Genomic DNA, 13910 nt, shown 5'->3' on the forward strand with positions numbered 1-13910 from the left:
GTCAGTATGAAAAACCCTTTTAAAGCGCTAGTAGTTAGAGAAAATAGCGACGGAACTTTTAGTCGAAAAATAGAAGACAAAACGATTGATCAACTCCCAAATGGTGAAGTAGTTATTAAAGTATTGTTTTCAGGATTAAATTATAAAGATGGACTCTCTGCATCAGGACACAAAGGAATTACACGAAATTACCCACACACACCAGGAATTGATGCTTCAGGAATTGTAGAAATTAGTGAAGATTCAAGATTCAAAATAGGCGATGAAGTCATTGTTACTTCTTACGATTTAGGAATGAATCACGATGGTGCTTTTGCAGAGTACATTCGTGTGCCTGCTGATTGGGTGGTCAAAAAGCCAAAAAGTTTGAGCTTTGAAAAAAGTCAGCAGTTTGGAACTGCTGGATTCACTGCTGCCTTAGCTTTATATAAAATGATTCAAGGAGGACAAAAAACCGAGATGGGAAAAATTGTAGTCACTGGTGCTACAGGCGGTGTTGGCTCTATGGCAGTTGCCATTCTTTCGCATGCTGGTTTTGAAGTCATTGCGTCTACTGGAAAATCTGAAAACGCCTATTTAAAGGAGTTGGGTGCGACAGATATACAAAATAGAGCATTTACCAATGACGAAAGTGGACGCCCACTACTCCGACCTAAATGGGCAGGAGCAATTGATACCGTTGGCGGAAACACTCTAGCAACTTTATTGAAAGGCTGCGATAGAAATGGAAATGTGGCGACTTGCGGATTAGTGGCTAGCGCTGATCTAATAACAACTGTATATCCTTTTATTTTAAATGGAATCAACTTATTAGGAGTAGAATCTGCAGAATGCCCAATGGAACTTCGCGCAGCATTATGGCGTAAATTAGGAGACGAATGGAATGCTAACTTACCTGAAGGTAGCGCCACCTTCATCACTTTAGAAGAATTAGATCCCTATTTAGATGCTATCCTTGCGGGAAAAACAAAAGGTAGAGTCATCGTAAAGTTTTAATTCAAGAAACATGCTAACCAACTTATTGCTTTATTCTGGATTTGCAGGGATCACCGTTTTTTTCGGTGGCGTTTTAGCGCATGTGTTTAATCATCATGTTAAAGAAAGTCCAATAAAGTATGACATCATTTATACACTGATGTCTTTTGGTGCAGGAATAATATTATCAGCTTTAGCATTGGTTTTAATTCCAAAAGGCCTGGAAGAGTTAAGTCTGTTTCCTTTGATTATTTCATTTTTATCCGGAGCAATATGCTTCTACGCCCTAGATTCTTACTTGGCGAAAAAAGGTGGACAAACTGCCACACTATTGGCTATGCTGATGGATTTTGTTCCAGAGTCTATCGCATTGGGAGCTGTTTTTGCAATTGAACCATCAACGGCTACTCTTTTAGCAGTATTTATTGGTCTTCAAAATTTACCTGAAGCATTCAACTCATATCGCGATTTAGTCATGAGCGGCTTCTCTACCAAAAAAACTTTAGTCATTTTCTTCTTCCTTAGCTTTTTAGGAATTATTGGTGCACTAACAGGACACTTTGTATTAAGTCAGTATCCAAATCTCACGGCGATATTAATGGTCTTTTCTAGTGGCGGGATTTTATATTTATTGATTCAAGACATCATTCCAAATAGTCAATTAAAGAATGAAAGAGCGACATCTATGGGTGCTATTCTTGGATTCTTAGTAGGAATGATCGGTGAAAAGATCATTTAATGGTTTAAAACTATTGTTTTAATTGCTCTATTTTTTTCATCACCTCTTCAGCTTCTGCTTGCAATTGGTCACTTTTCTTGCGATCTATCGTTGATTGCTCAAATGATTGTTCCAATAACTTTTTGTACTGTTCTTGTAATTTCTCTTTTTCAGTCTTCTTTTTAAATAATCCAAACATAGTTATGGTTTAGTAGGTAAAACATCGTTTCTCGTGAATTGTTTGACGCAAGACTATTTACTTTACTTTTAAATAATAAATCAATGTCAATGGATTAATACGAAGAAACCTTTAATACTTGGGATAAAATAGCTGCGCTTTATGATGAGAAGTTTATGGATTTAGACCTTTATGATGAATCTTATGATTTCTTCTGCAAACAAATTCAGAAAGAACAACCACAAATTTTGGATATTGGATGTGGACCTGGTAATATTAGTAGGTATCTACAAAATAAGCTTCCAAAAAGTAAAATTACTGGGATTGATATCGCTCCTTCAATGATAGAATATGCAAAAAAGAATGTCCCTACTGCAAATTTCAGAATAATGGACTGTAGAGACATTAAAAGTCACAATCAGAAATACGATGGAATTTCTTGTGGCTTTTGTATTCCTTACCTTTCAAAAGAAGATTTAATCACCTTTATCAACGACTCTTCACATTTATTTCAAGATCAAGTAAAGATTTACCTCAGTTTTATTGAAGGCAACTCCACGTTATCCGGATTCAAAACTGGAAGTAGTGGAGATCGAGTATATTTTCATTACCATCAAAAAGAGTTGATTCTTTCGACCTACGCCAAGCACAACATAGAATTATTAAAACAATTTGATTTAGACTACAAAAAAGGAGGCGTTGTTACAGAAGTGCACACTGTATTAGTGCTTCAGAAAAAAGAATAACAAAATAATAGGCAAAGAAAAAGCCTTCCTCAAAAAGAGGAAGGCTTAGGCTTAAAGATTCAAATTCTATAAATATTAAGCAAGTTTTACATTAACAGCGTTAAGGCCTTTTTTGCCTTCCTGCAACTCAAACGTTACTTCATCATTTTCTCTAATCTCATCAATTAATCCTGTTACGTGTACAAAATACTCTTTGTCATCGTTGTCATCTTTAATGAAACCAAATCCTTTGGTATCATTGAAGAACTTTACTTTTCCTTCTTTCATTGTAATTATTTTTATTATGCCACAAATGTAAGAGATAAATACTTCATAAAACAATTCTTATGCAATTAATTATAATTTATTTTTTGTTGATTACTTTCTATCAACCTCTCGTCTAGTGTTGGTTATGCAAACTTCTAACAATAGGACAAAAAAAAAGTCAAAACTAGTAGTAGTCTTGACTTTTTAACTCCTTTATAAAAGGATTATTTTCCGCTCGGCGTACTTTGACTTACTTCTAGTTTTCGGTCATCCAATGGGAAGTTTCTCAAACTTTTTGAAACTCTATCCATCTGACGCTTTTCTATTTCGAAGTAAGAACGATCGTTTTTTACAACGATGTCTCCAATATCTCTTCGGTCGATTTTAGCTTCACCAGCGATAAACTCAACTAAATCTTTCTTACGAATCGCGTCTTGTTTTCCGATGTTAAGCATCATCCATTCTTTTGGACGACTAAAATCTCTTCGGCCCTCTTTTTCTTTTTTTTTGTCGCCACCGAATTTAGTGTCTCTATCTCCACCTCTGTCTCCTCTGTCGCTTCTTCTTCCGCCTCTATCACCACCACGGTCACCTCTATCTCCTCTGTCTCTATCTCGTCCACGACCTCTACTTCCTCTATCGTCGCCTCCTCTTGATCCTCTGCCCTCTGCTTCGTTCAGGTCTCTATTGGAATTATCCAATTTCAAACTAGACAATTCATTGGAAACTAACTTAGAAATTAATTCTTCTTTCGAAAAACCATCCAATGTTTCTAAAGCAGCAGCTAATAAATCATGATTCATGCTTTTAGCTATCTCCGTTTTGGCTAATAATTCAGCCCACTGTAATACCCTTTTCTCTGCGATATCCTTTGATGAAGGAATTTCGATCTTAGTAAAAGTAGCATCTAAATTGCGCTCTATATCTCTTAATCTTCTTTGATCTCTTGAAGAGATAAATGCGATCGAAATACCTTTATTACCAGCTCTACCTGTTCGTCCACTTCGGTGTGTATAATAGGTAATGTCATCTGGCAATGCATGGTGAATAATGTGCGTCAAGTTATCTACATCGATTCCTCTTGCTGCTACATCCGTTGCAACAATCATCTGCAAAGCATGTGCTTTAAACTGACGCATTACACGGTCACGCTGAGCTTGAGATAAATCACCATTCAATGCATCTACATGATATCCTGCTGATTTTAAATCGTCGGCTAAAGCCTGTGTATCTCTTTTAGTTCTGCAGAAGATAATCCCTTTCATTTTAGGAGTCACATCCATAATTCGCTTGATGGCTTCTGTTTTATCAGAAATTTTTACCACAGCATATTGATGCTCGATGTCCTTATTAGTAGAAGTCCCAGAATTCACTGAAATTTCTATCGGGTCTTTCATGTATGTTTTTACGATTCTACGAATCTCTTTTGGCATTGTAGCCGAAAACAACCATGTCAATTTTTCTTCTGGAGTGTGCTTTAAAATTTCATCGAGGTCTTCTTTAAAACCCATATTTAACATTTCATCAGCTTCATCTAAAACAACGTAGCGAATTTTACTAATGTTTAATGCTTTTCTGTTCAACAAATCAATCATACGACCAGGAGTCGCGATAATAATTTGTGGCTTGTCTTTTAACGCTCTTATTTGGTTAGAAATTGGTGCTCCACCATAAACAGCAAGCACTTTAATCTGTGGCAAATATTTAGAGAAGTTTTGAAACTGTGCAGCAATTTGTTGTCCCAACTCTCGTGTTGGAGCTAAAACAATCGCTTGTGTATGTCGATCGTTAATATCAATCAAATCAATTAGTGGCAAACCAAAAGCAGCAGTCTTTCCTGTTCCTGTTTGCGCTAATCCGATAAAATGGTTTTCGTTTTTGACTAATACTGGAATTGCTTTCTCCTGTATTTCTGATGGGGTTTCAATGCCCATTTCTTGAAGGGATTTCGTCAGTAAATCTGAAAGCCCTAATGCTGAAAATTTATTCAAATGTGTTGTATTTTATTAAGGTGCAAAAGTAAGTTTATTAAATGAATAGTTAGGGATTATTTATGACTAATCGAGAAAGCATAACATTTTAATGACCAATTCATTAATGTAAATAGCTACCTAAATTAAATGAATAACGTCCTCTTTCGGTGGCCATTTATCGCTTAAATACTACCAATTCTATTTGAATTAATGGTGATTTTTTAATGAAATCGCATAAAAAAACCTCACTTAATTTACTAAATGAGGTTTTAATCTTTTTAAGCGCTATTATTTGATTTGGATGGGAACCATTACATCGTCCCAATGAAGCACCAACTCATTGTTTTCGTTGAAACTAAAATTCATCATTTCCCGTTTATTGTCGGTTTTTTTAGCGCTTACATTCACTCGAAGCTGATCTTTTTTCTCATCATACTTATAAGCGCCCCATTGTTTGGCTTCTTTATTCAAAATGATTGTCCATTCACCCTCATTAGGAATGGTAAATAAAGAATAAGTTCCTGCTGGTACTTCCTCACCTTCTACAAATACCTTTTTAGAAAACATGATGGTAGTGGCATTGTTTGCTCCGGTTCTCCATACTTCGCCGTAAGGTACCAATCCCCCCATCACGTCTCTGCCTCTAGCTGATGGAGCACTGTATTCAACTGCGATTGCTACTCCATTAATAGTAGCATCCGCTTTTCGAAGTGGACTTTTCTTTTCAGTCACTGTTTCTGCCATTACTTTAGAGCTCATGGCTTCTTCCTTCTGCATCTCTTTTGCAGGCTTTTTCTTCATTGTTTCTTGTGCATTGGCAGACACTATACCTAATAGTGATACTGCTATTGCCGCTACTGTTACTTTTAAATTTTTCATTTTAATTCATTTTGGTTTTTACTTTGTTCCATGGCTTCAATTGCCAGTTGGTCTTAGCAATACATAATTCGTTCCCTTTTTTATCTTTCACAGAAATGTGACATTTATAATAGATTACTTCTCCATTTTTTAAGGGAGTCATAATTTCCTGTTGTAAAGTCTCCTCTTTGATTTCGAATGTCGCTTCTGCATCCAACTTCCCTTGAAACAAATAACTTAGCTCCATTCCTTCCATAATAATCCGATAATCTTTGAACCCCAATCGCGAAAGCAACAACAACCCTGAAGCATATTCAGCTGCCGTTGCTTGCACACAGGCGTGCAACCCTTTTATGTGATTTAAATTCGATTTTCGATAGGGAATATTGACCACAACTTTGTTGGAATCGATGTGCACCACTTTTAAATTGTGCGGTTTATTAAAAGGAATCACTCGATGAAGAATGAAATTAAATTTCCACAACCCAAAACTAGACGATTGGGCACTTTTGATTATTTTATTGAGATCCATCATTTAAAGGCTAGAATTTATAATAATTTAAGAAAGTTACCGCAATATAATTAGGTAGACCTTTATATATCTGTTAAATTTGCAAAAAACTTGATAAAAATCAAGGAGTTTAGAATAAAAACAAGCATATGTCAAAAGTAAAAGAAGGCGACACGATTAAAGTACATTACACAGGAAAATTAACTGACGAAACTGTTTTCGATAGCTCAAAAGACAGAGAGCCATTGGAATTCACAGTAGGATCAGGTCAATTAATTAAAGGATTCGACAATGCAGTGATAGGACTTGCAGCAGGAGAATCTGTAGTAGCAAATATTCCATGTGCAGAAGCATACGGTGATCCAAGAGAAGACATGGTTATGTCAGTTCCTAAAGATCAGTTACCTGCTGAAATCAAACCAGAAATTGGGATGACTTTATCTGCAGGTCAACAAGATGGTACGCAAATGCCAGTAACAATTGTTGAAGTAGCTGACGATCACATTAAATTAGATGCAAACCACCCATTGGCCGGTAAGGATTTAGTTTTCGACATTGAAGTAGTTTCTATCGGTTAATTCTGATAGTATTTATAGTGTAAATCGCCGTCTTCCTGAAAGGGAGACGGTTTTTTTGTGGATAGTCATTTAGAGGATATTTGATTTTAATATTATAAGTTTCTTTTTAGAAAATATTCTATTTTTACAGCCATAACAATTAACCAACAAGATGATAAAACTAAAAAGCCTTTTAATTAGCTGTTGTTTTTTATTGATGAGCTCTCTACTGACAAGTTGTGAAAAGGAATATACCCCTAAAGAATTAAACATTAAATACATTAGTGTTAAAAAAGATCCAATAAAAAACACAGATAAAGGTTCATATACTTCTATTTCTCATTCCATCGCTCCTAACCCATTTGAAACAAATATCCAATTTAGCTTTAGTCCTAATTATAACAATGAAATCATTGAGTTATTTATTACTGACAGTAAAGGCGATTATAAAAAACTAAGAATTACTGAAAGTGAGTTCAATCTCGATTTTAGTGCTGAAGAAGATGGAAGCTATTATTGTGAAGTAAGAATTGGAGATCACGTTTTTCAAGACCATCTCTTAAAAAGAGATCAACCATGAAAAAATTCAGCTTATTAATACTAGGAATAATACTACTTAACTCTATCAAATCTCAAGAATTAGATTTTGGTGCACAGATAGGCCTTAGTCAAACTAAAATGCGCTTTTCAAGTGAGTTTGAATTAGAAGATGAACTCGATTCAAAAGCAATAATTGGTGGAAATCTTGGAGGAAGCTTAATTGTTCGTTATGAGAAATTTAGCATCAGAAACTTCTTGAGCTTTCAGTATACACAATATAAATATATACCTATTTTTTATTTCAGAGACGTTAATGGAAGTTCAATAGGATATACTGATAGAATGATTAGGAACTTTTCTCTTCAATTAACATCTGTCGCAACTTATGACTTCAATAATGGTTGGTATATAGGTGCAGGTGCAGCGTTCTCGATTTTGTTAAAATCTCAAATTAATACGAATGGATTATCATATCCTGAAATAATAAGATGGTCAACTAATTATCAATACAGAAGACTCTCATTGGCAGTGCCTATTCTACTAGGTTATGAATGGAAAAGAAGTAGTCTATTTATTAGCTTCGCTCTAGGAATTACCAACAGAAATCATAAGGAAGCATTTATCAAAGAGAGAGAAGACAACCTTCTTTTGGGTTACAACTTATTGATTGGCAAGAAAAATAAAAAAGTGGATTGAAAGTCCAAAAACATAACTTTCTAATTTACAATCACTCCAACTCCACTTGTTAGCTAGTTTTATATTAAATTTAGGACTTAAAAAAATACCTGTGAAGTTAAAATACTTTTTATTTCTCTTTTTAGTTCTCTCTTTTTGTGATGTAACCGCACAAACAACAGATCAAAACATAACGATCTACCCATCCAAAGGAAGCTCTATACAGGGAACACTTAAAGGCAGTCTATTTTCAAGAGCTAGATTTAAAATTATTACAGATAACAAGACCAAAGCAATTTCAATTGGGAAAGTTGATAGCTTGATTTTCAATAATGAAAATTACTTTGTACACGACTTTCCGCTTAAAACTGCATTGGTAAAAGTAATAGATAGAGGAAACGTAAACTTGTTTGAAGTAAATGGAGAAGGTATTGGAATTTCTAGAAACTCCAATTATATTTTAGAGGTGTCACCAAATGGTTTTAGTGGAACACTTGACCTATTAATCAATTCATCTGAAAGCAATGAAGCAAAAATAAACCGAAATCAATTCATTTCTAAAATAATGGAAGAGAATGATTCAATTAAAGGATCAGTGCTGTTGCCCTATGATTCAGTGATTAATAGTTCAAATTTTATCATTGGTAGAATTAGTTTTTTAAGACCTGAGTTGGGCTTCGAAATAAAAGTGGCTAAACCCATTTCTTTCTACAGTTCAATCGGAATGAATTTCTTTGGAAAACAACAAAGAAATACCAGTACATTCATTAATTACGATGTATCAACTGAACTTCGATACTTCTTTAGACAAGGCAAAAGAAGTGAAAAAGGAAAAAGCAATTACAACTTTTCTGGGCCATTTATAGCAGGAACCTATAAATACCTTATCGAGAGAAAATCATTAAACAGAGAATTAGCAGGTTTAATTTTTGGATGGCAAGACAACTCACTTTTCAATAGCACGTTTGGAGGCATTAGAGTCGGTATTGCCTACGATTGGAAGAATGAAGAGTACTTGTTAATGAGCTTTCTGACCTTGGGTTGGACGTTGAAATAATAACGTTAATAAGTAATAGAATAACTCCATACATTTCGCTTATTAATACAAGGAATTATACTATTTAACTCTATTAAATCCCAAAATTAGGTTTTGGCTCACAGGTTCGCCTCAGTCAAACTAAAATGCGCTTTTTTAGTGATTATACAATTTTAGATACCCCCTCTACAAAAGCAGTTTTTGGAGGTAATCTAGGAGGAAGCTTAATTATTTGTTATGAAAAAGATTAGCATCAGAAATCTCTTAGGTTTTCAGTATACACACTATAAATATTTGCCATTTTTTCCTTTTAGAGATACTAATCAAAATACAATTGAAAATTTAGAAAGAATTACGAGAAACTTATCTTTTCAATTATCCCTTATTGCAAATTATGATTTTAATAGTGGTTGGCATATCGGTGCAGGTGCAGCGTTCTCGAATTTGTAAAAATCTCAAATTAATACGAATGGATCATCATATCCTGAAATAATAAGATGATCAACTAATTATCAATACAGAAGACTATCATTGGCAGTGCCTATTACACTAGGTTATGAATTTAAAAGAGTAGCCTCTTTATTAGCTTCGCTCTAGGAATTATCATCAGAAATCATTTATCAAAGAGAGAAGACAACCTTCTTTTAGGTTATAACTTATTGATTGGAATAGAAAGGAAAAGAAAGTTGAATGTTAAAATCATTATTTATAAAATTACTAGAGCCGTCTTCCTGAAAAGGAAGATGTTTTTTTTTGCCTTATTTTTTACAACACAGTTATATTTTCGTAACTAAAAAAAATACATAACAAATACAATATAAACCACATAAATAAAATAGACATTAATTTATTTCATGTACACAATTGTACCTAACAATAGCTTTATACTTACTTTTGTGACTAACTTGGAGTTAAATAAAAGCTTTAATTAAGAATGAAAATTATAGACATTGATAATTGGAAAAGAAAAGAACACTATCACTTTTTTTCTAAAATGGACTCTCCCTACTTCGGTATAACCACTGAGGTGGATTGCTCAGTCGCTTATCAAGGAGCAAAAGAAAATGGCCACTCTTTTTTTGCCACCTATTTGCACAGATCAATGATTGCAGTGAACTCGGTAGAAGAGTTAACTTATCGAATTGAGGATAATCAAGTAGTTTCTTATCCCGTGATCCATGCAGGAGCTACCATTGGAAGAAAAGATGGAACCTTTTGCTTTATTTTCGTAAATTTTTCAAACGACTTTCAGACATTTAATACCGAATTGCAAAATGAAATTAAATCGGTGCATCATTCTACAGGACTAAGGTTGAACAATGATGCTATAAAAAAGAACCTAATTCGTCATTCTACCATTCCTTGGACCTCATTTTCTAGTTTACTACACCCCACTAGTTTTAACCAAAAAGAATCTGTTCCGAAAATCACTTTTGGGAAGTATTCCATTAGAGATGGCAGAAAATATTTACCAGTTTCAATTGAAGCGCACCATGGTTTATTGGATGGTTTACATCTTTCAAAATACTTAACTGCCTTTCAGCAGGAGCTTTTGAAAACATAACTATTCAAGGATTTTCCTTTATTGTTAAATATGAATACTTTTTGAACTTCTCTCAATTGCAAAATCATTACTAATCAATTTATTAAAACAAATAGAAATGCTATTCAATGAACAAAGAGGAAAGATTGATTTGCATTACAACCAAGAATAAACTATTTTCAAAAAACCTTTGATATTTAATTAATGTCTTATTTTTGATTTTACTACACTACCTAAACTCTAAAAATTTGCTTAACACCTACTCTATCAACCTATATAATAGATGAATAATATGAAAATCATTTATCTATTTATAACCTTAATCATGGGCTTTTGTGCACATGCACAACCAGCTGGATATGGTTTTGGTAAAGCAATCACCATAGATGCCACAAAAGTTTCTGGAGCAGCTGCCTTGTCTAATTTTCCAGTATTAGTAAGTATTACTGATCCCGATTTAAGAACCATAGCAAATGGAGGTAAGGTTAGAAACAACAATGGCTTCGACATTACATTTACTCAAACCAATTGCAACTCTGCCCTACTTTTTGATTTGGAATCATACAGCCCTACTGCCGGAAAATTAGTAGTTTGGGTACAAGTTCCATCCTTAAGTAATAGTACGAATACTCGCTTTTTCATGTATTATGGAAACAGCTCAGCTTCAACCAACCAATCGACAACCGCTATTTGGTCTTCTTTAGGGTATGATGGTGTATGGCACCTGAATAATAATGTAAATGACAGAAGTGGCAGCTCTAACAATGGGACCAACAATGGCTCAACCAACCGCTCTCCTGCTTTAATTGGAGATGGACGAAATTTTGTAGATCCCAATCATTGGATAGAATTGAGCAATCACCCCAACAGAACGAGTAGTTTTTCTTACTCTGCTTGGATGAGAACCACTACAAACAATCAAACAGGGCAACGCGTCATTTGTGACGATGCCATCAATGATGGTGGTGGTCATGCGATTAGTCTTGGAGATCCTGGAACTGGATCCGTCCGGTTTTACATTAGAGGATTAACACCAGTATCAATAGATTCTCCCATCAACTCAATACTCAATAATACTTGGTACTTTGTTGCAGCAACTTATAACAATGTCACTAAAGTGAAACGATTATATATTGATGGTGCTTTAATCGGCAGTGCGACTGTAACCGGCACTCTAACTGCAGCATCGGGAAATGCATCCATTGGGGGTGAAATTGCCTCTGGTGAAAATACAAACAGGTTCAATGGAGATTTGGATGAAGTAAGAGCTAGCACAACTGCACTTTCATCCGATTGGTTGGCAACAGAATTTAATAATCAAAAAAATCCGAGTACTTTTATAATTGTATCCATAGAGTATACTGCAGCGGCTCTTTGTGCAGCTTTGCCAATTGATTTATTAAATTTTGAAGCAACAATTAACTTCTCAAATCAAGTGTTATTGAAATGGAATACGGCATCGGAAATAAACAATGACTTCTTCAGTATTGAGCGTTCCATAGATGGAAATAATTGGGATTTAATTGAAAGGATAAAAGGAGCTGGAAATTCTTCTTCGCTGTTAAATTACAATACAGTTGATAAAAACCCGATTGAAGGTTGGTCTTATTACCGATTAAAGCAAACCGATTTTAATGGTGATTATGAATACTTCGAAAAAAGAAGCGTTCTACTCAACACATCTAGTCATGCGAATGCAAAAATATTCCCAAACCCAACACACTCTAAAGTAACACTACATGGAAACCCAACCGATTTTGAATCTATAACCGTATACACCATTTATGGACAGGAGGTGACACATTTAATCGATCAGTCGAAGAGTGGAAATGGCGATGTGGTTTTAGATGTATCAAAATTGAAAAATGGAATTTATATTATTCGCACCAATTCTTCAGCACATCAAATAATAAAGCAATAAGTTTTAAAGCTTTACTATCGTATAGCTTTCTCACTAACCTTCTAATTTTAAGCACTCCTACTCTATTTGTTGAATATTTTGTATTATCTTCGGGTTGTGAAAATTTAATCCGTTGCATAATCGATTAATATACTTTTATACAACAGTAAAACAAACACTTAAAGCCAATCAATAAAATAAAAATGGGCCTAAAAAAGTCATTTTTTTTCTTTGGACTAGAGATGTGGTAAGCAAAGCACGAGAAGTAATGGGAGGAAATGGCATTCTGTTGGAATACGACGTTGGTAGGTTTGTAGCTAATGCAGAAGCAATTTACTCTTACGAAGGAACTAAAGAAATTAACTCGTTAATTGTTGGTAGAGCAATTACAGGATATAGTGCTTTTGTTTAACTTAAACATTAGTATTTAAGTCTACCATTTTTTAATTTTCCCTTTTACTTCTAGAATTCATTTCAATCAAAAGCAATTATTGAATATTACAATATTAGTAAATAGTTATTGAATTTCAGCAACATAAATTCTATATTTTATTCAGCATTAAAACAATTTAGATGCAATTATTTCCAACACTTATTTCATCCTCGGGTTTGTAATTCAAACCTTATCGAGAAAAACTTAATTACCAAACTTTGATTAATTTCACCACCAAACCTTATACTACCCCAAATAAAGAAAACACATTATGAAAGATAAAAAATTAGCAGTACTAATAGATGCCGACAACGTGCCATATGCCAACATAAAAGAAATGTTGGACGAAATAGCCAAATATGGTAACCCGACAATTAAGCGGATTTATGCCGATTGGACCAAGCCACACGTTTCCGGATGGAAAAATGTGTTGTTGGAAAATGCGATCACTCCTATTCAACAATACAGTTACACTACCGGTAAAAACTCAAGCGACAGTGCGTTGATTATAGATGCAATGGATTTACTGTATTCCGAAAAAGTAGACGGTTTCTGCATCGTTTCTAGCGACAGCGATTTTACACGACTGGCCACACGATTGCGGGAAGCAGCAATGTTGGTAATCGGAATTGGAGAAAAGAAAACCCCACGCCCATTTATAACAGCTTGCGATAAGTTTATCTACATCGAGATTCTGAAGAAAGCACAAGAACAAGAATCGACTGAAAAGCCAAATAAACAAAGTAAAACGACACCTAAAAAGGATGATTCGGTAAGTAAAATTGACAAAAACCTTATTAAACTGATCCGCGAAAGCATTGATGAAATTTCAGACGATAGCGGTTGGGCATTCTTAGGAGAATTGGGCAGTTTTATCATTAAGAAGAAACCTGACTTTGATGCTCGTAACTACGGTTTCCCAAAACTGTACCCATTCATTAAAAGCTTGGGTGAATTTCAAATAGAAGTAAAAGAAACTGGTGAAAACAATATTCGATTGATTTATTTGAAGAATAAATAG

16 protein-coding genes and 1 pseudogene are annotated in these 13910 nt (G+C 34.5%); 12 read left to right on the forward strand and 5 right to left on the reverse strand.

Annotated elements, in window-relative coordinates; all coding sequences use genetic code 11:
- Positions 1-6 precede the first annotated feature (6 nt).
- Both ACTB0X_RS02820 and ACTB0X_RS02825 read left to right on the forward strand, forming a co-directional pair.
- Positions 7-996: a YhdH/YhfP family quinone oxidoreductase gene (locus ACTB0X_RS02820; RefSeq protein ID WP_463023469.1), complete on the forward strand. Its 990-nt coding sequence runs from the start codon at positions 7-9 to the stop codon at positions 994-996.
- Between the two features lie 10 nt (positions 997-1006).
- A complete protein-coding gene (locus ACTB0X_RS02825; protein ID WP_463023470.1) occupies positions 1007-1714 on the forward strand; it encodes a ZIP family metal transporter in 708 nt (235 codons plus the stop codon).
- Between the two features lie 10 nt (positions 1715-1724).
- Here ACTB0X_RS02825 and ACTB0X_RS02830 read toward each other — a convergent pair whose 3' ends face one another.
- A complete protein-coding gene (locus ACTB0X_RS02830) occupies positions 1725-1892 on the reverse strand; it encodes a Lacal_2735 family protein (RefSeq protein ID WP_463023471.1) in 168 nt (55 codons plus the stop codon).
- A 128-nt stretch (positions 1893-2020) separates the two neighbouring features.
- Between ACTB0X_RS02830 and ACTB0X_RS02835 the strand changes: the two genes are divergently transcribed.
- Positions 2021-2617 (forward strand): class I SAM-dependent methyltransferase, encoded by a 597-nt coding sequence (locus tag ACTB0X_RS02835; protein WP_463023634.1) that lies wholly within the window; start codon positions 2021-2023, stop codon positions 2615-2617.
- 75 nt (positions 2618-2692) lie between these two features.
- Here the strand turns inward: ACTB0X_RS02835 and ACTB0X_RS02840 are convergent, their stop codons facing one another.
- The 4 genes from ACTB0X_RS02840 to ACTB0X_RS02855 all read right to left on the reverse strand — a co-directional run bounded on the left by ACTB0X_RS02840 (position 2693) and on the right by ACTB0X_RS02855 (position 6226).
- Positions 2693-2884, reverse strand: a complete 192-nt coding sequence (locus ACTB0X_RS02840) for a cold-shock protein (protein ID WP_160632583.1) — start codon at positions 2882-2884, stop codon at positions 2693-2695.
- Positions 2885-3087: 203 nt separating this feature from the next.
- Positions 3088-4854 (reverse strand): DEAD/DEAH box helicase, encoded by a 1767-nt coding sequence (locus tag ACTB0X_RS02845; protein ID WP_463023472.1) that lies wholly within the window; start codon positions 4852-4854, stop codon positions 3088-3090.
- A gap of 270 nt (positions 4855-5124) precedes the next feature.
- Positions 5125-5715, reverse strand: coding sequence for a DUF2911 domain-containing protein (locus ACTB0X_RS02850; RefSeq protein ID WP_463023473.1), 591 nt, complete (start codon positions 5713-5715; stop codon positions 5125-5127).
- Position 5716: 1 nt separating this feature from the next.
- Positions 5717-6226 (reverse strand): DUF4442 domain-containing protein, encoded by a 510-nt coding sequence (locus tag ACTB0X_RS02855; protein WP_463023474.1) that lies wholly within the window; start codon positions 6224-6226, stop codon positions 5717-5719.
- Between the two features lie 128 nt (positions 6227-6354).
- Between ACTB0X_RS02855 and ACTB0X_RS02860 the strand changes: the two genes are divergently transcribed.
- The 9 genes and pseudogenes from ACTB0X_RS02860 (at position 6355) to ACTB0X_RS02900 (ending at position 13910) form a co-directional block, all read left to right on the forward strand.
- Entirely contained in the window at positions 6355-6783 is a 429-nt protein-coding gene (locus tag ACTB0X_RS02860; protein ID WP_463023475.1) for an FKBP-type peptidyl-prolyl cis-trans isomerase, read from the forward strand.
- A gap of 196 nt (positions 6784-6979) precedes the next feature.
- Complete coding sequence (locus ACTB0X_RS02865; RefSeq protein ID WP_463023476.1) at positions 6980-7342, forward strand: hypothetical protein; 363 nt, start codon at positions 6980-6982, stop codon at positions 7340-7342.
- Entirely contained in the window at positions 7339-7998 is a 660-nt protein-coding gene (locus ACTB0X_RS02870) for a hypothetical protein (protein ID WP_463023477.1), read from the forward strand. Before ACTB0X_RS02865 ends, ACTB0X_RS02870 begins: the two co-directional genes overlap by 4 nt.
- Positions 7999-8089: 91 nt before the next feature.
- The gene (locus ACTB0X_RS02875) at positions 8090-9034 is read left to right on the forward strand and encodes a hypothetical protein (RefSeq protein WP_463023478.1); all 945 of its coding nucleotides are present in this window, start codon (positions 8090-8092) and stop codon (positions 9032-9034) included.
- Positions 9035-9250: 216 nt separating this feature from the next.
- A complete protein-coding gene (locus ACTB0X_RS02880; RefSeq protein WP_463023479.1) occupies positions 9251-9463 on the forward strand; it encodes a hypothetical protein in 213 nt (70 codons plus the stop codon).
- A gap of 484 nt (positions 9464-9947) precedes the next feature.
- On the forward strand, positions 9948-10577 hold the full coding sequence (locus ACTB0X_RS02885) for a CatA-like O-acetyltransferase (RefSeq protein WP_463023480.1): 630 nt from the start codon (positions 9948-9950) through the stop codon (positions 10575-10577).
- A gap of 262 nt (positions 10578-10839) precedes the next feature.
- Complete coding sequence (locus ACTB0X_RS02890) at positions 10840-12477, forward strand: DUF2341 domain-containing protein (RefSeq protein WP_463023481.1); 1638 nt, start codon at positions 10840-10842, stop codon at positions 12475-12477.
- A gap of 211 nt (positions 12478-12688) precedes the next feature.
- A pseudogene (locus ACTB0X_RS02895) lies at positions 12689-12868 on the forward strand (acyl-CoA dehydrogenase family protein); the annotation flags it as partial.
- Between the two features lie 292 nt (positions 12869-13160).
- Complete coding sequence (locus ACTB0X_RS02900) at positions 13161-13910, forward strand: NYN domain-containing protein (protein WP_463023482.1); 750 nt, start codon at positions 13161-13163, stop codon at positions 13908-13910.

The organism is Acidiluteibacter sp. (assembly GCF_055129545.1).

Excerpts from the sequence above, each read along its gene's own strand:
- ACTB0X_RS02820 (WP_463023469.1), top strand. The coding sequence starts at position 7 with ATGAAAAACCCTTTTAAAGCGCTAGTAGTTAGAGAAAATAGCGACGGA.
- ACTB0X_RS02825 (WP_463023470.1), top strand. The coding sequence starts at position 1,007 with ATGCTAACCAACTTATTGCTTTATTCTGGATTTGCAGGGATCACCGTT.
- ACTB0X_RS02830 (WP_463023471.1), bottom strand. The coding sequence starts at position 1,892 with ATGTTTGGATTATTTAAAAAGAAGACTGAAAAAGAGAAATTACAAGAA.
- ACTB0X_RS02840 (WP_160632583.1), bottom strand. The coding sequence starts at position 2,884 with ATGAAAGAAGGAAAAGTAAAGTTCTTCAATGATACCAAAGGATTTGGT.
- ACTB0X_RS02850 (WP_463023473.1), bottom strand. The coding sequence starts at position 5,715 with ATGAAAAATTTAAAAGTAACAGTAGCGGCAATAGCAGTATCACTATTA.
- ACTB0X_RS02855 (WP_463023474.1), bottom strand. The coding sequence starts at position 6,226 with ATGGATCTCAATAAAATAATCAAAAGTGCCCAATCGTCTAGTTTTGGG.
- ACTB0X_RS02860 (WP_463023475.1), top strand. The coding sequence starts at position 6,355 with ATGTCAAAAGTAAAAGAAGGCGACACGATTAAAGTACATTACACAGGA.
- ACTB0X_RS02865 (WP_463023476.1), top strand. The coding sequence starts at position 6,980 with ATGAGCTCTCTACTGACAAGTTGTGAAAAGGAATATACCCCTAAAGAA.
- ACTB0X_RS02870 (WP_463023477.1), top strand. The coding sequence starts at position 7,339 with ATGAAAAAATTCAGCTTATTAATACTAGGAATAATACTACTTAACTCT.
- ACTB0X_RS02880 (WP_463023479.1), top strand. The coding sequence starts at position 9,251 with ATGAAAAAGATTAGCATCAGAAATCTCTTAGGTTTTCAGTATACACAC.
- ACTB0X_RS02885 (WP_463023480.1), top strand. The coding sequence starts at position 9,948 with ATGAAAATTATAGACATTGATAATTGGAAAAGAAAAGAACACTATCAC.
- ACTB0X_RS02890 (WP_463023481.1), top strand. The coding sequence starts at position 10,840 with ATGAATAATATGAAAATCATTTATCTATTTATAACCTTAATCATGGGC.
- ACTB0X_RS02900 (WP_463023482.1), top strand. The coding sequence starts at position 13,161 with ATGAAAGATAAAAAATTAGCAGTACTAATAGATGCCGACAACGTGCCA.